The organism is Acinetobacter sp. YH12252, assembly GCF_013417365.1.
Lineage (GTDB): Bacteria > Pseudomonadota > Gammaproteobacteria > Pseudomonadales > Moraxellaceae > Acinetobacter > Acinetobacter towneri.
In genome coordinates this window covers 276,886-298,174 of record NZ_VPEA01000002.1, presented here as the reverse complement: position 1 = coordinate 298,174, position 21,289 = coordinate 276,886, and the positions used below count along the sequence as shown (strand labels likewise).

Genomic DNA, 21,289 nt, shown 5'->3' with positions numbered 1-21,289 from the left:
TTGTCTCAAAGGACGCGGGTTTAATCTTGAAAATACGCGCTTGACAGACCCTAGACGAGTGAAAAAATTGATTGCGGTGTTAGCTATAAGCTTCTGTTGGTGTTACTTAACGGGTGAATGGCAACATGATCAAAAAAAAGCGATAAAAATAAAGAAGCATGGACGACTCTCAATGAGTTTATTTCGCTATGGTTTAGACTATGTTCAAATGGCGATTCAGCGTTTAATTGGTTTTGGGAAAAAAGAAGAGTTTAAGGAAATTTTGGCAATTTTAAGAAAGCAGAATCCTGATAGGATAAGGGTTCTGTGAAATTTGTCGTGTACAGAGTAAACTTTTAATACTGTGCGATAACGCACTTTACTGAACATAGCGCCTGAGTATTGGGGAACTCAGGCGCTATCTTTTTAGCGAATACAATTTAAGGATGGTTAATCCGCGTATTCAGATGTATTCGTTCAGACTTATTGACCTGAACGGATGATGTAATCAAATGCTGAAAGTGATGCTTTCGCGCCTTCACCTGTTGCAATGATGATTTGCTTGTACGGTACAGTTGTACAGTCACCTGCCGCAAATACACCTTTTACATTGGTTTCATTGCGCTCATTTATCACAATCTCACCACGATTCGTCAGCTCTACTTTTGACTCTTTTAAGAAGTCCGTATTTGGTAATAAACCAATTTGTACGAAAATTCCTGCAAGTTCAACAGTATGCTCAACATCTGTCGCACGGTCTTTATATTTCAATGCAGTCACTTGTGCGCCATCACCAATCACCTCAGTCGATAATGCATTGGTAATTACAGTAGTATTTGGCAAGCTGTTCAATTTGTTTTGCAAGACTTGGTCTGCACGTAATTTAGTATCAAACTCTACCAAAGTCACATGCTCTACAATCCCTGCAAGGTCAATCGCTGCTTCTACACCTGAGTTACCACCACCAATCACTGCAACACGTTTGCCTTTAAACAACGGGCCATCACAGTGTGGGCAGTATGCCACGCCGCGGGTACGGTATTCTGCTTCACCAGGTACATTCATCTCTCTCCAACGTGCACCTGTAGACAAGATCACCGTTTTCGATTCAAGTGTTGCGCCATTTTCCAAAGTCACTTCGACCAAACCATTGGCAGTTTCATCAGCACCTTTAATGGCAGATACTTTTTGTAGATTCATAATATCGACATCGTATTCACGCACATGCGCTTCCATTTCTGCCGCAAACTTTGGACCTTGTGTTTTTTGGATAGAAGTGAAGTTTTCAATATCCATGGTATCCATCACCTGACCGCCCATACGCTCAGCCACAATACCTGTACGAATACCTTTACGTGCTGCATAGATTGCAGATGTATTCCCTGCAGGGCCGCCACCAATTACCAAGACATCAAACGCCTCTTTGGCATTCAGTTTCGCTGCATCTTTGCTCGCAGAATCTGTATCTAATTTAGCTACAATTTCTTCCAAAGTCATACGACCTTGACCAATGTGGTTGCCATCTTGGAATACCATCGGCACAGCCATAATTTTGCGCTGCTCAACTTCTTCTTGGAAGAATGCACCATCAATCATGGTTGCTGTTGTGCCAGGGTTGTAAATCGCAATGAGGTTCAAAGCTTGTACTACATCTGGACAGTTGTGGCAGCTCAACGATACAAACACATCAAAGTGAGATGAAAGATTCAATTCTTTGATTTGCGTTAATACTTCATCCGATACTTTTGGTGCATAACCAGAAGTTTGCAATAAAGCCAAAATTAATGAAGTGAACTCGTGCCCCATTGGTAAACCTGCGAAGAATACGCGCGGTTGCTCACCTACTTTTGCAATCCCAAAACTTGGTGCACGTGCGTTGTTACCGTCAAAACGTGCAGTAACTTGTGGCGAAAGTGCTGCAATTTCTTCAACCAATTCTTTAATTTTGGCAGATTTATCAGAACCATCTAAAGTCGCGACAAGCTCGATTGGGCTTTCAAGACGTTCTAATAAAGTTTTAAGTTGTGTAGAAGTATTTTGGTCTAACATGGCTAACGTCTCCAAGGGAGTAAATTTATTTGTTGATGTCATCTTACGAAAAATAGTTACATAGGGGAAACGGTTTATTTTTATATTTATGATCGTTTTTTTAAATGATAGTGAGTTTCAAGCTTACTATTTCATTTAAAATACCTAAAGCTATTCAATTTAGACATTAACATAAAAACTGAATGTCTGCCTTAAGCAATTGAGCCTAATCATTTTTTATTCAAGTTGTTGTTGAATCCGCAGAATACGCTGCTGTAAATGTCGCGATAAAAACCAGAGTACCGCAGACAGTATTAACATAAGCGCCATAACCGCGAGATTCATATAATAAACCAGCGTATTTAATTGCTGTGCTTGCTGCACTTGCTTATGTACGCTTTGCGCCATAGGCGTTAAAGCTTTGCCATAAACTTGCTGCTGCATCGTCCATAATTGTTCAGGTTTAAATCCATAATGTAAAAATTGCGGATCTTGCTGCTCTGCTTTGACCAAGGTCAACACTTGCGGAATGGCTGCATCTTTATCTGCGGGATGATGCATCAATGCCGTTTGCGCCAACAAATAGGCTTTAACAGGCGCTGCCATTTCTGCATTTTGTAAATAACGCGCCAATTCACTTTCTTGAATGTGCTTTTCATAATGCACAATTTTGGCATATACCTGCTGCGTATCATCTTGTCGGTCATGCTGAACATAACTCAATGCCGACCAAAGTAAAATAAAACTCAGCAACCAAGCTACAAATTTCAAGACAAAGGACTGAAAGCGAATATAAAAAAAACGAATTTTCTTGAGTAGATGAACTAGAACGAATGCACCAATAAATGACACCGACAGTTTTAAAATCAACCAACCCAACCAGTTCAACAAACTGAAAAAATAATCAGGTTGCTGCCCTAAATTTGCCAAAGTCGCATCGACACTTGCAGGCATGTGTAATTGCTGAACTTCAGTGCTTAAACCAAAGAAGCTATAAATCACATCTTGCTGAATAAAAAAGCCAATTGCCGATATAAGCACCACCGTCATAGACAGCACAGCCAAAAAACTGAGCTTTTTTTGACGCTGCTGTAATGCCACAACACCTGTTTTTAGCTGCTGTGGCTGAATGGCATATTCATCAAGTGGGGGCAAATCCGACTCCTTATCAGGTAAATTTCAGATTAAATGAAGTCATTGTCAAAATGCATTTATTGACCAGACTGTTGACTTGAACCAATCACCAATTGATTCAGATTCTCCTGTAAGGCTCGCAAACGCGTAGTCGCTTCTGCACGTTTTTGCATGCCTTCTTTTTGTACCTGGATCACATCGTTCACTGTTTTAATGAGGGTATTTTGTACGTGTTCAAGGGTTTCAATATCAATCACCGAACGCTGATTGGCTTTGGCAGTATCAACCGAGTTTTGATGCAATAAATCTGCATTACGGCGCAGCAATTCATTGGTGGCATCATCAATACTGTTGGCCAGTTGCACACTGTTTTTCTGCTCATTTAAAGAAATCGCCAAACTAATCTGGTTTTTCCACGCAGGTAAGGTAATGTTTTTAATCGCATAAAATTTATCGACCAACATTAAATTATTGGACTGGATAATCCGAATCATCGGCAAAGTTTGCATGGCAGATTGTTGCAACACCTGCAAATCACTCACCCGCTTTTCTAAATTATTAGCAAGATGATTGAGATCATAAATTTTTTGAGTCGTGGTCTGATCCTGCGGCTGCGCGGAAAATTCAGAAATTTGCTGCTGAATTTCCTGCTGTTTTAACTTACCTGCTGCAATATAAATCCCCAATTGTTTATATTCATCTTGCACACCATGAAACATTTTATCCAGTGTATCTACACGGTTTTTTAAACCATTTTGTGAGCTTTCAATTTCTGTGACCAGACTATCAATTTGCGCTTTGGTGCTGTTAAAGTTTTGATCAAAACTTTGTTTAGCGCCTTTTAACTTATTGAATAAACCACCCAAAAAGCCACTGCTTTTGTTTGGATTTAAAATACTGTTGGTATTTAACTGCTGTGCAACCTGCACCACCTGATTCAGCTTTTGCCCTGTGACATCCAAATCCTTATTTTGCACCAAACCTAAAAGCTCATCGGTATAACTTGACGTTTTAGTGGCGATATTTTTGCCATATTCTGCAACCGAATGATGGCTAAGATCGCTTAATTCTTTACGCGCAGCCAGCACCTCCTGAAAGTCATCAGGCTGTAAGCCAATTTCCTGCAAATTGAGTTGCTGAAATTGTTGCTGAGTCTGTTCATCACTCACTTGCACAGCGACGTTGCGTTGTTCAGAAGTTGTCATATTTCGCCTCTATCTAATCAAAACCATGCCTTATGATTGCGCAGGTTTTTCTAAGGATTTTCTTAATGTCTTAATTAAATGCTCACGACTTTGATCCAGCTTTTCTAGCTGACTGTGTGAGCCACTTTGCTGACTTTGTTTGACATGATATTGCCATGCAGGAATGAGTACCTGCTGCGCTTCTTTAAAGCGATCTAACAAACTAAAAGAGAGTTGCTGTGAAAGTTGCATTTGAGTAATCGCAATATCATTACTACTTTGCAAAGTCTTTAAACTATAAATTTTCTTGGCCAGTCGTTCGCTAAAATTATCCAAAGGATGCTGATTGCGCACAAATCGTGGATATTCCACTAAAAACTCATCGGCAGCTTGAATGTATTTCGCCATTTGCTCACGCAAACCAACCAACTGCTGAAAACGTGATTGTGATTTCTGAATTTCGATTTGCAGCTTTTGGCTTAAACGATCTGCTTGTCCTAATAAATGATCTAGGTTTTTATAATATTGCACTTGCCCCGCGCCATATTCCAAATCTATGCCTAGCCACTTTTGTAGTGCATTAAACTTACGTTGCTTTAACACTTTTTTAGATTTGCCAAGCGCCTGAATCAACTGCTCAATGGTCACACTCAATTGCTGAGTTAAATGTGGATCCACCCCATCCAATAAAACTGACTGCGCTTGAATCACCTGATCTGCATAATGATTTAGACGATATTGATCATTCAACAACGGAACTAAATCATTGCGTTGAATCGCCAAAAGCTCTGCACGATCCACCGTAATCTCTTGCAAAGGCAGTAACACTTCAAACTGAGCCATAGACCATCACAACCCTCTTTACATGATTTTATAGTACGTGTTTTTCGGCTAAGGTCATGTAATATTTTGCAATTTTTTATTTCGATCTGCTTAAATGCTTTTTTATAGATTCGCATAACATCAGTCACAAGATGCCTGATTCAAAACACCAGTGCTTGACATCCTCACCCCCTTAAAAGAGGGTGATTCCTACAGCTAGACGCTTATGCCCAAGCGCAAGAATGTTTAGAGCTGAGTTTATATCTCGATCATGAGCTGTACCACAGCTCATGCACTCCCATTCTCTTATTCCAAGATCTGTACTACCTTTAGGACTACTTGAGGTGATCTCACTGCAGCACGAACAGATTTGGGTGGTATAGGCTTCTTGGACTTCTTCAAACAATACGCCTGCGTTCTCGCATTTATACTTGAGCATTGTTTTTAGTGCCGAAAATCCTGTATCCAAAACAGATTTTGCCATTTTGGTTTTTACTAATTTTTTAGCACTCAAGTCACCTACAATAATCAATGCATTTTCATTCACAAGCTTGGTGCTTGCTTTATGCAAATGATCTTTTCGACTATTTGCAATCTTGGCGTGTAATGCACGAACACGCTTCTTATTCCTGGCTCTCTGAGCAATACATAATTTCTGCTCATATTTTCGATAGAATTTTGGATTTGAAATTACAGTGCCATCAGAACAGGTGGCAATATCTTTTAAGCCTAGATCAATACCAATCGATTTGGTTGCTGTCGATTTATCTTGCTTAGGCGATTCAACAACAAGACATACATACCAACGCCCACGGCTATCCTCTACAAATGAACCTGTTTTTAACGTGTATTTGCTTAAACCGTAGCTATCCCAAAGCTTAAATTGGTGTTTTCCATACTGGACATATCCAGTGGCATATTTGATAGCCAACTTTTTAAAGGGAACCCATCCCAAAGAGCGCCTTGCTGATTTTTTATTGCTGATACGCCATTTCAGCTTTGCCTTTTTAAATTGCTTTCTTCGGGTGACTAATTCTTCAGTTACAGCCTGAATGGTTTGACTATGTAAATTACATTCTTTGGATGTGCCTTTCGTATATTTGGCAATATCAAAAGCAGAGAGAAATTCACCTTTCCGCTTCAAATGCCTAAACCCTAAATCATTGACATAATTCCAGACGAAGTTCACTTCTGATGCTAGTTGGTCTAACACCTTGCAATGTTTGTCTTTTATACGTAATTTAAGGGTTTTCATGTACTTATATTAACAATCAAAACTCAAGGAAAATAGTCCTTAGTTAAATCAAACGACACTTTATGTCGTGTCGCTTATATCTCTGACCTGAAGGACAGAGTTTTACGCTCCATTTGATAAAAAAGCCATGATCAACATGGCTTTCAATGTTCCTAACGCAGGATGATAAACAGATTATAAATAATCGCCTTCACGCTCTGGCTGATACAAAATCTTCTCAATTTTGACTTTCATCATATGACCATCGGGCTGTGGCCATTCAATTTCCTGACCTTCAGCTAAACCTAAAATGGCAGTCCCGACAGGTGCAACCACATTCACCTGCCCTTTCTCACCTTTAAAGTCATGCGGATAAACCAAGGTAATTTCAGTCGGTTCTTTTGCAGGTGCAATGGTAATCAATGCGCGGGCATTCATGCTCACCACATTATTCGGTACATCTTGTGGCGCAACCACTTCAGCACGTGCCAATTCATCTTCTAGATGTTGCATCGTTGGCGTCAATTTAGGTTGATGCTCAAGCATCGTTTCCAAACGGTGCAAATCTTGTTCTGAAATAATAATCTTTGGTCTAATCATTTACTTTTATTCCTGTCATTCCGACAATACTGTCATCATCAGCTTGCCTACAATCATATTCAATACGCTTAAGTTATAACAGAAATTCAGCTTATTGAACGAAAAATCAATTTTTTACATCCATAAAAAAAGCCCCCTTGAGGGGCTTTTCTCAAGGCTGTGCTTATTTTGCGTAAACTGGGAATTTCGCGCAAACAGCTTCAACTTTTGCTTTTACAGTATTAATTACAGCTTCGTCACCTTTGCTGTCAAGAATGTCTGCAATCCAACCTGCAAGATCACGTACTTCTGCTTCACCAAAACCACGTGTAGTTACCGCTGGAGTACCGATACGGATACCAGAAGTTACAAATGGAGAACGTGGATCGTTCGGTACAGAGTTTTTGTTTACAGTAATGTGCGCAGCACCTAACCATGCATCTGCATCTTTACCTGTAATATCTTGCTTGATTAAAGAAAGCAAGAACAAGTGGTTTTTCGTACCACCAGATACTACATCATAACCACGTTCAATAAGAACTTCAGCCATCGCTTGCGCATTTTTAACAACTTGTTGTTGATACGCTTTGTATTCAGGCGCCATTGCTTCTTTAAAACAAATTGCTTTTGCTGCAACTGCGTGTACCAATGGACCACCTTGGTTACCAGGGAACACAGCAGATTGTAATTTTTTCTCGATCTCTTCGTTTGCTTTCGCAAGAATTAGACCAGAACGTGGACCACGCAATGTTTTGTGTGTAGTAGTAGTCGTTACGTCAGCAATTTGCACAGGGTTCGGATATACACCAGCAGCCACTAGACCTGCTACGTGTGCCATATCTACAAATAAATAAGCACCAACTTTGTCTGCGATGTCGCGGAAACGCTGCCAATCTACAATTTGGCTATACGCAGAGAAACCCGCAACAATCATGCGTGGTTTGTGTTCAAGCGCTAAACGCTCAACTTCTTCGTAATCAATTTCGCCAGTTTCTGGGTTTAAACCATATTGGATAGCGTTATATGTTTTACCTGAGAAGCTTACTTTTGCACCATGAGTCAAGTGACCACCATGTGCCAAGCTCATACCTAACACAGTGTCGCCTGGGTTAAGTAAAGCTAAGTAAACTGCAGAGTTTGCTTGTGAACCAGCGTGTGGTTGAACGTTAGCATAATCTGCACCAAAGAGTTCTTTAGCACGGTCAATCGCCAATTGTTCAATAATATCTACGTATTCGCAACCGCCGTAGTAGCGTTTGCCTGGGTAGCCTTCTGCATATTTATTGGTAAGTTTTGAACCTTGAGCTTCCATTACTGCAGGTGAGCAGTAGTTTTCAGAAGCAATTAACTCAATATGAGCTTCTTGGCGCGCATCTTCATTGGTGATCGCTTGAGCTAATTCTGGATCAAATTCGGCAATAGAAATATTGGCAAACATTAGCGAGGTCCTATTAATTTAGGGCTTTTAAGCCGTGCTAAGATTGGCGCGTATTGTAGCATAAAGTTTGTGAACTGAGAGAATGAACTTTGCTCAGTTTTACATAAAAATAGCTCATGTTTCAGATAAAACATGAGCTATTTTAGGTCAAATCAATCTTTATCGTAATTCAACAACTTATTGAATAGGCATTAGTGATTGAACATCTTTGACAATCTCATCCATATTATCCACATACACCGAACCATGATCCCATTTTTGCTCTACAGGTAAATCCTGATCAGTGACGTAATGAATTTTAGTTCCCATCCCTTGAGCTGACTGAACCAAGTAATCCGTGACTTGTTTCGGTACAGTTGGGTCAGCCGTTCCTTGATAAATAAATATAGGCGTACTGATTTTCACTTTTAATGGCTGTGAACCATGGGTTAAGAAATCTTTAACTTCAGGGATGGTCGTCATGAAATTCGGTTGAGTACGTGGATAACCATCCAATTTTCCATAAGTCTGTGCGTGCTCTCGCATTGGCTGAAGCATACTCCCACCTAATGCCTCATAACAGATTGACTCTGCCTGAGCAGCAAGTTGATCTGTTGGTGACACAAATATTTCAGAATATTTCAAGGTTGGAGCAGTATTTCTTAGCCCCGCAGCAATTAGAGCAGTAAACGTATCTAATGGTACAAGTGTCTGTACTTTCTTTATTACATCTGGCTCCTGAGCTGCTTTTTGTTCACCACCCGCCAATACCAACGCTAAATTTGATGCAGGTGCGATAGCTATGGCACCCTTATAATTTAACTGCGCACGCGATGCATACTGTGCTGCACCTAAAGCCGCATGTCCACCCTGTGAATGTCCAACTACACTCCATCGCGTTTCTGCAGTATTACCCAAAAGCTTGCTTGCAGCGACAACAGCATCTGTAATCGAATAAGCTGCACTTTTTAAATTCAAGAATGGATGTAATTCTTTACCACTCGGTTCGCCTAAACCTTCGTAGTCGGGTGCAACAACGGCATAACCTGCTGCCAATAGTTTAGCAATGAAGTACTCATTTCCATTTAAACCTTGACGACTTGGTGCACACGCATCTGCCACGCCTGTTGTGCCATGCGCCCAAACTACAAGTGGCTATCCGCCCGCAGGCTTAACTGTTTGAGGGGTAAAAACAAGTGCAGTTGCCTGAGTTTCCTGTCCATTTACCCCTAACATTTTATAAGTCATCAATGTTTTAGAGGCACTTACTGTATCTAAAACATTATTCGCATTGGCACCCTGATCTAAATAAGGCTCTGTTTTCACGACAGGGGCACTAAAATTATATTTCGGAATGCCATCCTCAATAACCACAACACTCGTATCGTCATGATCATCATTACACGCAGTTAAAAACAAACTGCTGCTGGCTAAAGCCACGCTTAACCATATTTTTTTCATTTGCTTACCCTTGTCTTCATATTCTTATTAATTGCATCCTTCGCAATCTTTATTTGTACGCTTTTTTATCGTATCAGGCAAGATTTCAACAATTAATATGCAAGTGTATTTTATTTAAAATTAAACACTTACGGTAAAAATCAGTAAATTGATCACATATACAAGTGCCTATTAAATTTCAATTCAATTTGTCATACGCAGCGGCTAATGTTAGATTGCATTTTTATTGAATGACGCAAGCGAATCAGGACATGCAGGCAATTATTCTCGACACTGAAACCCATACTTTAAATGGACAACCCATTGAGATTGCCTACGCCCCCATTCAAATTCAAGATGGCAAAATCAGTCTAGATAAAAGTCAAATTTTCGATCAGTTATATCAAGTCGATGAGCCGATTTCATTCGCAGCGATGGCGGTGCATCATATTTTAGAATCGGATTTAATTGATCAACCGCATTACAGCAGTTTTGAATTACCTGCCGAAACCACCTATATCATTGGGCATAATATTGATTACGATATTCGCGCTTTAGAAAAATGTGGTGTGGATACTTCTAAAATTAAAGCCATTTGCACTTTGGCACTTGCACGTCGCGTATGGCCAAACGCCGAAGCACACAATATTTCAGCTTTAATTTATATGATTACCAAAGGCAGCGAAAAAGCGCGTGACATGATTAAAAAAGCGCATCGTGCCGATATGGATATTATTTTAACAGCCAATATTTTGATGCATGAAGTTCATCAACTACAAATTCAAAATATTGAAGAACTCTATATCGCCTCAGAAGAAGCACGTATTCCACAAATTATCAATTTTGGTAAACATCGTGGTACGGCAATTGCCGACCTTCCTGCCGATTATGTGCAATGGTTATTAAGACAAGAAGATTTAGATTCTTACTTACGCAAGGCGCTCGAAAATACCAGCATTTTGACTTTATAAATGTTTCAAGTGAATCTTATTGCATTTACCTGTCATAAATTATTCATATTATTGTAATTTTCAAAGTCTATGCTTTGCCTTAATTTATTGGGGAAATAAATTAAGGCTCATGTTTAATTATCAAAAAACTCAACTCGGTCTAGATGCATTACAACAGCGCACACGTGATTTAAATGCACGTCAACGTCGTTTATTGGTACTGATTGGTACTGAAGATTTTGATTTACTCGGAGATCAGTTCAAGCAACGTCTTGCACCACCTGAATTGATTGAACAGCTATTAGATATGCACCTGATTGCCCCTGCTGCGCTTGAGCAAGACACTTTGCAACACCAAGAGCAAACGGCTAACATTCTGCTGCAACAAGAGCAAGAGGCATCATCTACCACTTTACACACAGAAATTCATAGCCAACTTGCAAGCAGCACCCCGCAAGCGCATGCTGAAAGTTTGGCAGAACCAATCCACACCCAACATCTTCAAGTAAATTCAGTTCCTGCATATTTAGAAGCACGTGTTGCAGCTGCCATCAATACAGAACAGCCCGCTGAACAACCTGAACCCCAAGCAGAAATACAGCCTGAAATTACCGCTTTGAGTTTTGAAGATGTAAAATTTCTCATGATGGATACTTTGCAGCGTCATTGTGGATTAATGGCAAAACAACTGATTCAGCGAATTTTACAAGCTCAGGATATTCGCAGCTTAAAACTCTGCCAAATGCAATGGATTACCTCTTTGCAAGAAACTCGTTTACCACCGAAAGCACTCAATCAGATTTTGCAGCAAATCAACCACTCTCTGCAAAAGCTTAATCCGACTTAAAGCTTAGATTTTTTTACTTAGTTTTAAGTCTTTTTAACAATTAAAACCATGCTCAGGGACCTATGGATTAATTTATTTTTATTACTTTTCAACACCTTAAAAACACATATAAACCTTAGATCCATTATTCCTATAAAAGCTAAGACTTTAGCGGCATAGCCCCGACTCATAAAAATCAGCGATATAGTATTTTCCAGAATTGTTGAGGCACAGGGTCATGATGAATCATGCATTTTTTTTAGCGTTTGATGCTTATGACAATCCAATGCAACTCAGTAAAGTTGGCAATTGGGTGATTACCTTTTTAAGCCCAAAAGATCAGGAAAGCCAAATACAGTTAGCGATTACCAATGTGTTGCCGCGTCAAATTTCAGCACATTTACAACCGCGACGCATAGTGATTCAACAAAGTACAGATGCCCAGCTCTGGCAAATCTTGCAAATTGAATGTTTTGATAGTCAAACCAATCAAGAGTTGAGTTTTCAACCCGATGATGACATTGGGCAAGCGGTCATTCAAAAAATTATTCAAGAGTTTGATAAATACGATGTAAATATCCAACTTGTAGAAGATCAGACGGTTTAAAGCGATATGTTTTACACTTAATGAGCACTTTATTTACGTGTGCTTTAAAAATCCTGCGCACAAAAAAGCTCATCGAAATGAGCTTTTCTAAAAATAAAGTAGTCTCACAAATATTTACTCCAACACACGGAAAATACTATCAGACTCGCGGCTTTCAAACAAAAGTTCGATGCTTGGTAAAATCACTTCACCTTCCACAATAATGTGTTCAATTTTGTGAAATAGTGCCAAACCCGCTGCCAATGAAGTTTCTGGGATATTACGTAGCAATGCTTTTGCTTCGTAAATATGGCTAAACTGGTCTTTAACTTTAATATCGATGATTTGCGTCATTGTTGTTCCCTTTTTCTTGACGGAAATTTTTTATACCATAGCTTATAAATTTTTTAAAAAAGTGAGTTGTTAGATTGTTTGACAATGTAGTATTTTTTTAAACTAAATTTAAATTATCTAATAAATTCAAACACATATTTTTTAAAATTTTATTTACAACTTACAAAACCACAGTAAATTTGCTTGTTTTTCATTCTAGCACAGAAAAAACTCGCATTGCTGCGAGTTTTTTTATGTTGGAAGGCTAGTGCTGATTTTATTGTTTGAACAAGAGTTACAAACTCAACGAGCTGTCATTGATCCGTCCAACTGCATCGTAGCGTCTATTACATTGAATGACCTACTGTAGTTTTAATATAGTGAAACTTATTTTTTGCTGCAATAGCCCACTACATTTCAACACATTCACACAGCAAAATTTCAATTGATTTAATTTTCAGTTACGGCATAATTTTATGCGGTTAAAAGCTCCAGCTTTGCGATTAGCTTCTGCATAACTTGGCGATACTTTCAAATAATAAGAAGTCGACGATTATTCAATTAACTCAATTTCATAATCAACATCTTGCAGCATATCTTTATTGTATAGCTTTACCATTGCTGTTGCTTCAGCATAATCGTAGAACAAACCTTCTGCGACGGCTTTACTGCGAAATTCCGTGGTACCAATTTCATTATCATGCGGAACAAAATATAAGTTTTCTGGAATGAGTTTAACGATATAGCCCACGAAGCTGCCCTCAGATTTTTCAGTTTTAAAATATGTGAGTTTTATATGCTGAAAAACGTGATCAGGCTATGGCAAATAAGATCGAATGTTTATCTTAATTTTTTATATACTTTTCAACTATTTTTTATATTACAGTTCAATGCTTATATACTAATTTGGTGCGCTCAGCGCGCACCAGAAACCATCAGTAGACTATTGATAATATTTAACTTTTTATACTCAAAGATTTTATTTACCGTATTAAATACCGTAAAAACTTTAATCAGATGTATGACATCAAATGCCTTATGATTTTATTTCCCACATACATGATTTAGATCTATCTCATTATTCTATCATATTCAATCCCTCATTTATGATATGTTATATCATTGCGTTTTTAGATGCTCCGTTTTTCATATATTATTAATTAATTAAGATTCAGGGTTCAGAGCATGTTTGAAAGTATTGATGATTTAAAGAAAAAATTAGATCAGCATCGTCCTCTTTCTCCTGCAATTGTAAAAAATTTACAAGAAGATCTTATTGTCCGTTGGACATATCACTCGAATGCAATTGAAGGCAATACACTTACACTGCTTGAAACAAAAGTTGTTTTAGAAGGCATAACCGTTGGTGGCAAAGCCTTACGCGAACACTTCGAAGCAATCAATCATAGAAATGCGATTTATTATGTTGAAGATATTATTCGAAAAGAAGAACCATTCTCTGAATGGCAGATTCGAAATATACATCAACTCATTTTAAAAAATATCGATGATGACAATGCAGGATGTTATCGCCAGAAAAACGTCTTAATTTCAGGCACTACAACCACCCCACCCGACTATACACTGCTAAATAACAAGATGGCTCAATTAGTAGACTGGTATAATAGTGAAGCACATAAGCTGCATCCAATTGAGCGTGCGGCCAAAGTACATGCTGATTTTGTAGGGATCCATCCATTCATTGATGGTAATGGACGTACATCACGTCTATTGATGAATCTCGAATTGCTTAAAGCTGGTTATCCCCCTTGTGTAATAACAGTTGAAAACCGATTGGCCTACTATGAAGCCCTAGATCAATGGATGGCTTATGGAAAAACTGAGGCTTTCATTCAGTTGGTTGCTGAAGCTGTTCTGGATGGATTTAAACCTTATCAGGTTGTTCTAGGGATATAGATCAGCTTTGATGGTATCTTGATTGGTGTCTTAATCGCTGGTGCTAGATGCGACAGTAGTATCTAGAATCATTTGCAAAAAAATGGCGCAGAGTCAGCACGGTCTGTGCTTGCCTGAAGGACATCATAGTACGCTTTCTGATTTTGATAGATTAAGCTTTCAACAGGAATATTCAGTAAAATGGCATTCCATTGACTCAAAATTAAAGTTTGCCATAAATGCCCCATACACCCATTGCCATCTGCAAATGGGTGTATGAACTCAAAACTTATAATAAAAATTTAAATAAAAAAACTTTATCAGTTTTATACGTAAATTTTTAAACCCAAGTGATAAAAAAGCTAACTACTATTCCTCGCAATCAATATAAAGAATCATTTTCAATCTAAATCGAATAATTTTTTAATATTTCCACCAGTCACTCCATATTCATAAGTCAAATCATCTGCAAATTTAATTTTTATCAGTTCATGGCTTTTAATAAAGGTTAGCTCCTTCAAAGCTCCTGCTCTAATATTTGCAACTCCCTTAAAAAACTTCTCAGCAGGACCTGACTTAGAAGGAATATATTCGTAATTTATTTTTAAATCTTCGCTTGAGCCATCTTTAACAGCACTAAATATAATTGAACAATATTGAGTGTTTCCAACATTTTCTTTAAATGCTGCTCCTAATTCTTTAGCCATATTTAAAGTAAGCTGCTTTATTTTTTCAGTTCCGCTGTCTTTAGAATGAATTTGATCTTTGGTATTACTAGCAGCAGCCTCCAATCTATCCAATTTTTTGATTTTCAATATTATTTTCATAGTTTCTGGAACATTAGATACATGAGAGTTAATTAATTTTAAAAAAATATCATCATTAGAACTATGGCTATTATCCCTACAAGTAGATATAGAAGCTTTTTTGGGTACTTGGTTGGCGGGTTTGGCAACGTTGGGACTTGTTGCACATGTATAGCTTTTTTTTTTAAGTAAACTTCAGAAAATTTAAAGTCTTCAGCCTCAACTAATAATGTAAATCTAAACTTATACTCGTCTTCATTTACAAGTTGAGTATTTTCCAGCTCTTTTTTAGATTCAATATAATTTAAATGAAGTGCTGACTGCATTTGAACAGACTCTTTCATTTGCAAGATCGACTTACAGCGTTGATAAAAAGCACTTTGAGATTGCTGTGAGCCAATGTAGCTCTTGCTTAGCTGTACAACTTCAAGCCCGACATCCTTATACGAAAAATCATACAACCACTGCTTAAATCTACTTTGTATTTGTGCTTTATTTTGCTCTGAACTTGCGAAATATGTATCAATTTCATCGATGCTAAATAAACTATCCAAACAGCTTTGTAATTTAGTTTTAGATTCAGAATCATAAATTGCTTGTGTCCACGCTTGCATAAATCCAAGTAGCTGCGGAAGCTCAGACTCAAGTACAGGCTTAGTATCTTCTAAAATAAACGTATACCGAATCGGTGTATTAACTTTGTCTACCCGAGAGCTATTCATCCCACTTAAATAGATTCGCCATTGTTGGTTAGTATTACCTTCCACAATGACAGTAGGGTGTTCAAAGCTTGTATATTCCTTATAAGCCATCCACCAACTATCTTTAGGACTATCACCTAAAAATTGATAATCTTTCATCACACTACGAGTTTGGATATATATATTCATTTTTATCAACTTATTATAATAAAACCGAGGTACGATTACTAAAAGACTGATTACCAATGTCCTCAATGATCTCTTTCAATTTCTTTATTTGCTCTGATTGTTCTTCTAGTTTTTCAGTTAATTTGTCTACCTCTCCATATAGCCTTGTAGTTTTTTTGGCACGTTCTGTTTCTACTCCCCAAAAGCCCCAGAAATCATCCCAACCATTTTCTGCATCTTTAGCTTTTTGAGCTTCTTTATCCACATTTGATAAATCGGCAGAAGTAGAATCAAGTTGAATTTTTTCACGAATTTCTTGTGCTTTAAGTAAGTTTTTAAATAGTGTAATAAAAATATCTTCTCCGCCCTTACGATTAATTTTCGGACTTTTACGGATAGCATAATCCGCACTAAAGCGTAAAAAATTACTTTCTTTATCGTGATCCCATTGACCATTAATAATTTCAACACAGCCTATTGTATCTACTGCTGTATAAATAATATTAAGTGGAGAGTTTTGATTATGCTCAAATTCGTTTTGCGCAGACTCAATGACCTCGGCATAATATTTTTCTACCAACCTCTTCAAATCGTCACTTTTATCTTTATTAGAAGTAAAGCCATTATCTGTAAAATAAGATTCACACTTTACTGGTGCAAAAATAATTGTCGATGGTTCATTTGCATGTTCATGATTACGATATTTTGCCCAATCTGTAATAATTTCTTTGATTTCTTCACTATGAATATTGTACTCAATCGCTCCCTGTTGCTTAGAGGCTATTGCTTCCATGAGAACTGGTGACTCAACAGGAATAATCACAACAGAACTACTGTGAATAAACTTTTTACACTCTTCCCAGTCATTTTGGCGCTGTTCAGGACGATTAGTTGGGTCAATCCACCCACCTGGGAAATCTAAAAGGGTAAAATTAAGCAGTGACTCATTAGCCCCGTCAGTTAAAGAAAATCTAAATTTGGTGGGTTCCTGCGTACCAGCAACAGCACCAGAATTAAAACTACCAGCATTCAAAGAACTCTTTAACTCTTTGGCATGAGTAGATAGCTTTTTTTCAGTTGCCAAGTCTAACGTCTTCAAATTTAGTGCTGTTCCTGCTAATACCTCTTCTTTGGTACTACCAAGTATGGATGCAACTAGCGAAGTTTTACCAACGCGTGTAGGTCCTAGCATACTGATTTTATATTCCAGCTCACTCATTTTTTTAAATTCTCTTTTCTATAGCTACTTAAATTGAGTTTTTATAACCATTGATAAATATTATTAACACATGACTTTAATTTACTTACACGTGCGTTAGATGCATCAATTTCACCAAAGTGGTTAGGCCATATTTCATGACTATACGAGTGTGCTAATCGCTTAAACTCTCTCTCACTATCTCCCGATCGAATTAATTCATCCTCAAACTGTTCGGCAGCGGCAAATAAAACTAAGTTCGGCAGACGTACTTCCTCTAACAAAGCCTTTTTCGTATCGTAGGCTGCTTTCTTAGCAAGATTACTCATTTGTTGGTATAAATAATCTGCATCACCAACATCACCAACAAATTGGATTTCTTGTTCTCCCTCTGCATTTTCAATTTGATAATTCAGATTATCTAACTGTGCGCGTACACGAGGGTGGAATTGTGTACGGTATTCTAATTTTAAGGCCAATAAATTTTCTGTAGCCGTCGATAACGTCTCGCAAGGTTCATTTGCCTCTGCTAAACATTTAGCAAAATATTCTATTGCCTCTTTTTCAGTTTTATTATCCAACAAGGCACCTAGATTTTCTCCTAAAGTTTCAGCTACTTGTACAAATAACTCCTTAAATAAAGTATCATTAAAATAGTTATCTAATTGGCAATATTGTTTACTAATCTCCACTCGAATACGGTTTAACTCATCAACAGCAAATCGCCCATTATTGCGATCTCGCTTAGTTATTTTAGAAGCATTTTTCTTCCAAGCTTCTAAACCGTCCGCTTGTGAATTAAATCCATTATTTATCCAACTAATAATGTTCTGTGATATAAGTTCTACTCGATCAACAAACTCAGCACCATCATCAGATTTAGCTTTATGTTTTAGACTTAACACCATATCCGTTAATTGTTCTGATAATTCATTTCTCAAATCAGTCGCTAAATTGTCTATTTCTTCACGTAAGCTACCGCTATAACTGATTTGTTGAATAGCCTGCGTTAGATCATTCAATAATATTTTTATCTGACTCTCAACCGTACTATATTGGCGTAAAGTACCTTCAATAATTTGCTGATCCATTACTCCTAAACGTGATGCTAGATGCTCTAGTACTGGATTTAATACGTGTGTTTGCACACTTTGTACATCAGCGTTATCAGCTTCAATAATATTGTATAAAGAACCATCTTGACCTTCGTTGGCTTCTCTCTTGATATGGTCACGTAGCGATATAATCTGCTGTTGGTTTACCCCACCTGTATTGATTAAAATAAATACAAAATCTTTACGACTTTCAATATAGCCTCGAGCTTCATCTAATAAATCAGTAGCTTTACCATCTTCCGCCCCCCAATACCCCATACCTTCTAGCGGACGCTTAACTAAAATTACTAAATCAATATCATTTTTTAGTCCTTGGACATGATGTCTTTCCGCATCAGCTGCTAATTCACCTAAACCTGGTAAATCAATAATACCTAAATTATTTACTTCAACCGTTGGGAAAGAGCACTCGATTTTCGCTTCTTTGACCGCTAAGTATTTACGTATATGTTGTCCCGATTCCACTTGTTCATTTGTAGGATAGGCTACATATTCACGTAGTTGATCGAGCTCAAAAATTTTTTCTCTTTCTGAACTTTCTAATAAATCACGATAAGAAGCAAAAGAACGATGCATTTCATTCAAACGATTCAATAATGCCGCTTTCGATGGATTTTCTTGTATAGCTTCTGCTAGCTCTGCAATACGCTGTGGATATTGCATGTTTTGAAATTCTTGTGCTGTTTTTGGCAATTTATCTAATAATTGTAATTCTTTATGGTAAGGCTGTAACACACTATCTCTAAACGAGGCAAAATCATGAAACTCAATTATTGCTCTATGCTGAATTGGATTATGATAAATTTGGCTTCTCACAGCAGTAACTGGTAATCCAGAACCCGTTGGAATTTGTTGTTCACCTAAACCAGAAATTTTTTGCAATAATGTGCTTTTACCGACCCTTGCACGGCCACTTACACCAATATTAATTGTATTTCGACTAAATCTTTGTTTTAGCCAAGATAAATCAGCAAGTACATTGGGAATTTTATTATCAATACTCTCTATTGAAATATTTCTCAACAAATGGGCTAAATCATCTGGTAAAGCATGCTCTTGAAGTATTGAATGCGTCACCTGATTCAAATGCTTTAAATCACTTGAAATTTTATTCCAACGCTCAATTTCAGCTTCAACTTTAGGTAACTGATTTTTACGATTATCTAAAATTATTTTAATCTGATCCTGAATGTTCATGTTCATAACCCTTATATTTCTATTTAAATTTTTTCTCTAAATCTTTAGCAATCGACCATCCAGTTGCTTCAATAAGTGCAAGTGTCATTGCAGGGGCAACAACTTGTCCAGCTCCTGGTATAAATTTTGAAAGCTCTTTTGCTACAACCTTCATAGGCTGTTTTAAAATCGTTCTCTTTAAAGTTAGGACCGTTAGACCTTTAGCCGCTTCTTGACTGAGATTACCACCAAAAACAGCAGCTAGGCTCATTGTCATAGCAGTCATTGCAATTATATCTGTAGCAACCCCTAAGCCCGGTACGGGAAATAGGTTTCCACCTGCCGCAGCCACAGCTGCAGTGTGAATGATTTGATGACATCTTTTTTCTTCAAGTTTATTCATTTATATATTTTTTAAATTTACCAAGAAATTTGAATAAAATATAACATAGTGTGGCAGAGTAAAACTTGAAGTGCGACATAAACCACCTAATTAATTTAAAGGGTTTATGGAGTATATAAAATTGTCATACCATCATCTTAACTTTGAAGATCGTACTGCATTAATGCTTGAGTCAAGAAAAGAAGGCTTTTCAGCCAGAAAATTTGCTGAACTCATTAAAAGACATCCTAGTACGATCTATCGTGAGCTTAAAAGAAATAGCATCAATGACGTTTATCAAGCTCGATATGCTTCTGATAACACCTTCGCTAGACGTAGACGTGGTCACAGAAAACTCAAAATCGATTCAATCCTCTGGAAATTTATTGTTGAAGCGATCCGTTGTTTATGGTCTCCTCAGCAAATAGCAAAGCGTTTAAAGACATTTCCTGATTTGGATCAAACAATGAATGTAAGCCATACAACGATTTATTCAACGATACGAGCATTACCAAAGGGTGAGTTGAAAAAAGACTTATTATCCTGTCTGCGTCATGAAAATAAAAAGCGAAAAGCTAACGGTGAACCTAAAAAAGATTCTATATTACAGGATATTAAAACTATTCATGAGCGCCCAGCCGAAGTTCAAGAAAGAAAAATACCGGGTCATTGGGAAGCTGATTTAATTAAAGGTAAAGACAATAAAAGTTCGATAGCAACACTTATTGAACGAAATACACGGCTCTGTATCTTGGCAACATTACCTGATGCAAAGGCAGAATCAGTGCGCAAGGCTTTAACTGAAGCTCTGAAATATTTACCTGCAGAACTGCGTAAAACGTTGACCTATGACCGTGGACGCGAGCTGGCAGAACATAAAATACTTGAAGAAGATTTAGGCATAGATGTATATTTCTGTGACCCACATTCACCCTGGCAAAAAGGCACATGCGAAAATATGAATGGTTTAATTAGGCAATATTTACCTAAAGGGATTGATTTAAATCAGGCAGATCAGCATTATTTAAATCAAGTGGCCATGTCACTGAATACTCGTCCTAGAAAAGCGTTAGATTGGCTTACACCATTAGAGAAATTTGCTCAGCTTGTTGATTATCATAAGACTTTTCAAACTGTCGCACCTCATGTTTGAATTCGCCGATTTTAATAAATATTCAAAAAATTGAGGTGGTGGCAATTGAACCCACACTAAAAATACAGATAAAACTTAATCTTATCCTCTAACTTCAGTCATATTTTTACCCAATAATTACCCACATACTCTTTTCCTAAAAATATTTAAGTCCATTAATCTCTCCTACTTCTTTAGCCTAA

The 21,289-nt window shown here is 37.6% G+C and carries 19 protein-coding genes and 3 pseudogenes; 6 read left to right on the top strand and 16 right to left on the bottom strand.

What is annotated here, in order from left to right:
- Positions 1-310 (top strand): annotated as a pseudogene (locus FTV28_RS03830) (IS4 family transposase); the annotation flags it as partial.
- 152 nt (positions 311-462) lie between these two features.
- On the opposite strand, the gene ahpF reads toward FTV28_RS03830, so the two are convergent.
- The 8 genes and pseudogenes from ahpF to FTV28_RS03790 all read right to left on the bottom strand — a co-directional run bounded on the left by ahpF (position 463) and on the right by FTV28_RS03790 (position 9,838).
- Entirely contained in the window at positions 463-2,028 is a 1,566-nt protein-coding gene (gene ahpF, locus FTV28_RS03825; protein WP_096901839.1) for an alkyl hydroperoxide reductase subunit F, read from the bottom strand.
- Between the two features lie 216 nt (positions 2,029-2,244).
- Positions 2,245-3,162 carry a hypothetical protein gene (locus FTV28_RS03820; protein WP_131261786.1) on the bottom strand — a complete coding sequence of 306 codons (918 nt, stop codon included), beginning with the start codon at positions 3,160-3,162 and terminating at the stop codon, positions 2,245-2,247.
- A 56-nt stretch (positions 3,163-3,218) separates the two neighbouring features.
- Positions 3,219-4,346 carry a toxic anion resistance protein gene (locus FTV28_RS03815; RefSeq protein WP_104852204.1) on the bottom strand — a complete coding sequence of 376 codons (1,128 nt, stop codon included), beginning with the start codon at positions 4,344-4,346 and terminating at the stop codon, positions 3,219-3,221.
- A gap of 30 nt (positions 4,347-4,376) precedes the next feature.
- Positions 4,377-5,168, bottom strand: coding sequence for a hypothetical protein (locus tag FTV28_RS03810; protein WP_004972923.1), 792 nt, complete (start codon positions 5,166-5,168; stop codon positions 4,377-4,379).
- Positions 5,169-5,340: 172 nt separating this feature from the next.
- Positions 5,341-6,402 carry an RNA-guided endonuclease TnpB family protein gene (locus FTV28_RS03805; RefSeq protein ID WP_179989451.1) on the bottom strand — a complete coding sequence of 354 codons (1,062 nt, stop codon included), beginning with the start codon at positions 6,400-6,402 and terminating at the stop codon, positions 5,341-5,343.
- A gap of 174 nt (positions 6,403-6,576) precedes the next feature.
- Positions 6,577-6,981: a nucleoside diphosphate kinase regulator gene (gene rnk, locus FTV28_RS03800; RefSeq protein WP_004972920.1), complete on the bottom strand. Its 405-nt coding sequence runs from the start codon at positions 6,979-6,981 to the stop codon at positions 6,577-6,579.
- A 163-nt stretch (positions 6,982-7,144) separates the two neighbouring features.
- Complete coding sequence (gene glyA / locus FTV28_RS03795; protein WP_019836649.1) at positions 7,145-8,398, bottom strand: serine hydroxymethyltransferase; 1,254 nt, start codon at positions 8,396-8,398, stop codon at positions 7,145-7,147.
- 177 nt (positions 8,399-8,575) lie between these two features.
- Positions 8,576-9,838: pseudogene (locus FTV28_RS03790) on the bottom strand (alpha/beta fold hydrolase).
- A 251-nt stretch (positions 9,839-10,089) separates the two neighbouring features.
- Between FTV28_RS03790 and FTV28_RS03785 the strand changes: the two are divergent.
- The 3 genes from FTV28_RS03785 to FTV28_RS03775 all read left to right on the top strand — a co-directional run bounded on the left by FTV28_RS03785 (position 10,090) and on the right by FTV28_RS03775 (position 12,200).
- On the top strand, positions 10,090-10,788 hold the full coding sequence (locus tag FTV28_RS03785; protein ID WP_167846471.1) for an exonuclease domain-containing protein: 699 nt from the start codon (positions 10,090-10,092) through the stop codon (positions 10,786-10,788).
- Positions 10,789-10,897: 109 nt separating this feature from the next.
- Positions 10,898-11,614 (top strand): hypothetical protein, encoded by a 717-nt coding sequence (locus FTV28_RS03780; protein WP_167846115.1) that lies wholly within the window; start codon positions 10,898-10,900, stop codon positions 11,612-11,614.
- A gap of 220 nt (positions 11,615-11,834) precedes the next feature.
- Positions 11,835-12,200 (top strand): hypothetical protein, encoded by a 366-nt coding sequence (locus FTV28_RS03775; RefSeq protein WP_096902517.1) that lies wholly within the window; start codon positions 11,835-11,837, stop codon positions 12,198-12,200.
- 114 nt (positions 12,201-12,314) lie between these two features.
- On the opposite strand, the gene FTV28_RS03770 is transcribed toward FTV28_RS03775, so the two are convergent.
- Together FTV28_RS03770 and FTV28_RS03765 are read right to left on the bottom strand one after the other, a co-directional pair.
- Positions 12,315-12,533 carry a hypothetical protein gene (locus FTV28_RS03770; protein ID WP_004972907.1) on the bottom strand — a complete coding sequence of 73 codons (219 nt, stop codon included), beginning with the start codon at positions 12,531-12,533 and terminating at the stop codon, positions 12,315-12,317.
- 532 nt (positions 12,534-13,065) lie between these two features.
- The gene (locus FTV28_RS03765) at positions 13,066-13,263 is read right to left on the bottom strand and encodes a hypothetical protein (protein WP_004972905.1); all 198 of its coding nucleotides are present in this window, start codon (positions 13,261-13,263) and stop codon (positions 13,066-13,068) included.
- A gap of 434 nt (positions 13,264-13,697) precedes the next feature.
- Between FTV28_RS03765 and FTV28_RS03760 the strand changes: the two genes are divergently transcribed.
- The gene (locus FTV28_RS03760) at positions 13,698-14,429 is read left to right on the top strand and encodes a Fic family protein (protein WP_179989449.1); all 732 of its coding nucleotides are present in this window, start codon (positions 13,698-13,700) and stop codon (positions 14,427-14,429) included.
- Between the two features lie 33 nt (positions 14,430-14,462).
- Here FTV28_RS03760 and FTV28_RS03755 read toward each other — a convergent pair.
- The 6 genes and pseudogenes from FTV28_RS03755 to FTV28_RS03730 form a co-directional block, all read right to left on the bottom strand.
- Positions 14,463-14,695 (bottom strand): annotated as a pseudogene (locus FTV28_RS03755) (cell filamentation protein Fic); the annotation flags it as partial.
- A 114-nt stretch (positions 14,696-14,809) separates the two neighbouring features.
- On the bottom strand, positions 14,810-15,235 hold the full coding sequence (locus tag FTV28_RS03750; protein WP_179989447.1) for a hypothetical protein: 426 nt from the start codon (positions 15,233-15,235) through the stop codon (positions 14,810-14,812).
- A gap of 38 nt (positions 15,236-15,273) precedes the next feature.
- Positions 15,274-16,104: a hypothetical protein gene (locus FTV28_RS03745; RefSeq protein WP_179989445.1), complete on the bottom strand. Its 831-nt coding sequence runs from the start codon at positions 16,102-16,104 to the stop codon at positions 15,274-15,276.
- Positions 16,105-16,117: 13 nt separating this feature from the next.
- Positions 16,118-17,302 carry a hypothetical protein gene (locus FTV28_RS03740; RefSeq protein ID WP_179989443.1) on the bottom strand — a complete coding sequence of 395 codons (1,185 nt, stop codon included), beginning with the start codon at positions 17,300-17,302 and terminating at the stop codon, positions 16,118-16,120.
- A gap of 41 nt (positions 17,303-17,343) precedes the next feature.
- Complete coding sequence (locus FTV28_RS03735) at positions 17,344-19,593, bottom strand: hypothetical protein (protein WP_179989441.1); 2,250 nt, start codon at positions 19,591-19,593, stop codon at positions 17,344-17,346.
- A gap of 19 nt (positions 19,594-19,612) precedes the next feature.
- Positions 19,613-19,975: a hypothetical protein gene (locus FTV28_RS03730; protein ID WP_179989439.1), complete on the bottom strand. Its 363-nt coding sequence runs from the start codon at positions 19,973-19,975 to the stop codon at positions 19,613-19,615.
- 163 nt (positions 19,976-20,138) lie between these two features.
- On the opposite strand from FTV28_RS03730, the gene FTV28_RS03725 reads away from it, so the two are divergent.
- Entirely contained in the window at positions 20,139-21,107 is a 969-nt protein-coding gene (locus FTV28_RS03725; RefSeq protein WP_249451941.1) for an IS30 family transposase, read from the top strand.
- Positions 21,108-21,289 lie beyond the last annotated feature (182 nt).

Coding starts and splice junctions, on each gene's coding strand:
- ahpF (WP_096901839.1), bottom strand. CDS start 2,028: ATGTTAGACCAAAATACTTCTACACAACTTAAAACTTTATTAGAACGT.
- FTV28_RS03815 (WP_104852204.1), bottom strand. CDS start 4,346: ATGACAACTTCTGAACAACGCAACGTCGCTGTGCAAGTGAGTGATGAA.
- FTV28_RS03810 (WP_004972923.1), bottom strand. CDS start 5,168: ATGGCTCAGTTTGAAGTGTTACTGCCTTTGCAAGAGATTACGGTGGAT.
- FTV28_RS03805 (WP_179989451.1), bottom strand. CDS start 6,402: ATGAAAACCCTTAAATTACGTATAAAAGACAAACATTGCAAGGTGTTA.
- rnk (WP_004972920.1), bottom strand. CDS start 6,981: ATGATTAGACCAAAGATTATTATTTCAGAACAAGATTTGCACCGTTTG.
- glyA (WP_019836649.1), bottom strand. CDS start 8,398: ATGTTTGCCAATATTTCTATTGCCGAATTTGATCCAGAATTAGCTCAA.
- FTV28_RS03785 (WP_167846471.1), top strand. CDS start 10,090: ATGCAGGCAATTATTCTCGACACTGAAACCCATACTTTAAATGGACAA.
- FTV28_RS03780 (WP_167846115.1), top strand. CDS start 10,898: ATGTTTAATTATCAAAAAACTCAACTCGGTCTAGATGCATTACAACAG.
- FTV28_RS03775 (WP_096902517.1), top strand. CDS start 11,835: ATGAATCATGCATTTTTTTTAGCGTTTGATGCTTATGACAATCCAATG.
- FTV28_RS03770 (WP_004972907.1), bottom strand. CDS start 12,533: ATGACGCAAATCATCGATATTAAAGTTAAAGACCAGTTTAGCCATATT.
- FTV28_RS03760 (WP_179989449.1), top strand. CDS start 13,698: ATGTTTGAAAGTATTGATGATTTAAAGAAAAAATTAGATCAGCATCGT.
- FTV28_RS03750 (WP_179989447.1), bottom strand. CDS start 15,235: ATGAAAATAATATTGAAAATCAAAAAATTGGATAGATTGGAGGCTGCT.
- FTV28_RS03745 (WP_179989445.1), bottom strand. CDS start 16,104: ATGAATATATATATCCAAACTCGTAGTGTGATGAAAGATTATCAATTT.
- FTV28_RS03740 (WP_179989443.1), bottom strand. CDS start 17,302: ATGAGTGAGCTGGAATATAAAATCAGTATGCTAGGACCTACACGCGTT.
- FTV28_RS03735 (WP_179989441.1), bottom strand. CDS start 19,593: ATGAACATTCAGGATCAGATTAAAATAATTTTAGATAATCGTAAAAAT.
- FTV28_RS03730 (WP_179989439.1), bottom strand. CDS start 19,975: ATGAATAAACTTGAAGAAAAAAGATGTCATCAAATCATTCACACTGCA.
- FTV28_RS03725 (WP_249451941.1), top strand. CDS start 20,139: ATGCTTGAGTCAAGAAAAGAAGGCTTTTCAGCCAGAAAATTTGCTGAA.